Genomic DNA, 958 nt, shown 5'->3' with positions numbered 1-958 from the left:
GCATCGCGCGCGGCGCCCCAGGCGTCAAGACCTGGGAAGATGCGCTGATATTCATAGCTGTAGGCGCCGCGCGCGATGCCGATGTCCAGCCGGCCACCGCTGATGACGTCAGCCATCGCCGCTTCGCCGGCAAGCTTGATCGGGTGCCAGAAGGGCGCAATCACGGTTCCGGTGCCGAGGCGGATACGGCTGGTCTTGGCGGCGAGATAGGCGATGTTGATGAAGGGATTGGGCGAGATGGTGAATTCCATGCCGTGATGCTCGCCGATCCAGGCGGTCTCGAAGCATGCCTGTTCGGCCATCAGGACCAGTTCTTCGAGCTCGGTCACAAGCTCGGAATGCGGCTTGGCCAGATCCGACCGTTCCATATGCACGAAGAGCGAGAATTTCATCCGTGGGCACCTGTATTGACGGTGGAAGCGCTGGGTCTGGCGAGCGGCCGGACCTCGCCTTCGACATCGTTGCCGACATAGACGCCGAATGCATCCACCGAGCATTCCCTGATATAGCGCGTGAGCATCGAGCGGATCGCCGAATCGGCGATCTTCAATCCTTCGATCGCGTCGATCTCGATGAGCCGAATGCCGCGATCGCTGGAAGCGGGCACGTCGAACGTACCGCGATAGTAGACATGCGTGCGCGAAACAGGTCCGGCGTCGTCCCAGACGGCGAACAGGAAGCCGAGCTGGGCCTCGATGGCCTTTGCCGCAAGCAGTCCACGCAGACTATTGCCATCGCCTGCCGAACCCAACCCTCGGCCGCGCGGCAGTTCAAAACCGTCCGCCGTTTCCACGAACAGGATCCGGCCACCATTTTCGAGGATGGCGCCGACATCGGTGCCGGGCTGGGTCGCGGCCAGCGCGTCCTGGCTGAGGCCGGGTGCAACATAGGCGCCGCGGCAATAGCCGAGCGGCTGCGCGGAATTGTGCTCGAAATCGCGGACGCGGCCGATGAGGAT

The 958-nt window shown here is 63.3% G+C and carries 1 protein-coding gene and 1 pseudogene; both read right to left on the bottom strand.

Features of this window, described 5'->3' with window-relative positions:
- A partial coding sequence (locus EN925_RS35825; RefSeq protein ID WP_128337368.1) for an LLM class flavin-dependent oxidoreductase occupies positions 1 to 392 on the bottom strand: 392 nt, incomplete at its 3' end.
- Positions 389 to 958: pseudogene (locus EN925_RS41225) on the bottom strand (flavin reductase); the annotation flags it as partial. The pseudogene EN925_RS41225 and the gene EN925_RS35825, both read right to left, overlap by 4 nt.

The sequence above is a fragment of the Mesorhizobium sp. M7A.F.Ca.US.006.04.2.1 genome (assembly GCF_004022915.1).
GTDB classification, from domain to species: domain Bacteria; phylum Pseudomonadota; class Alphaproteobacteria; order Rhizobiales; family Rhizobiaceae; genus Mesorhizobium; species Mesorhizobium ciceri.
This window is presented reverse-complemented; position numbering and strand designations above follow the sequence as displayed.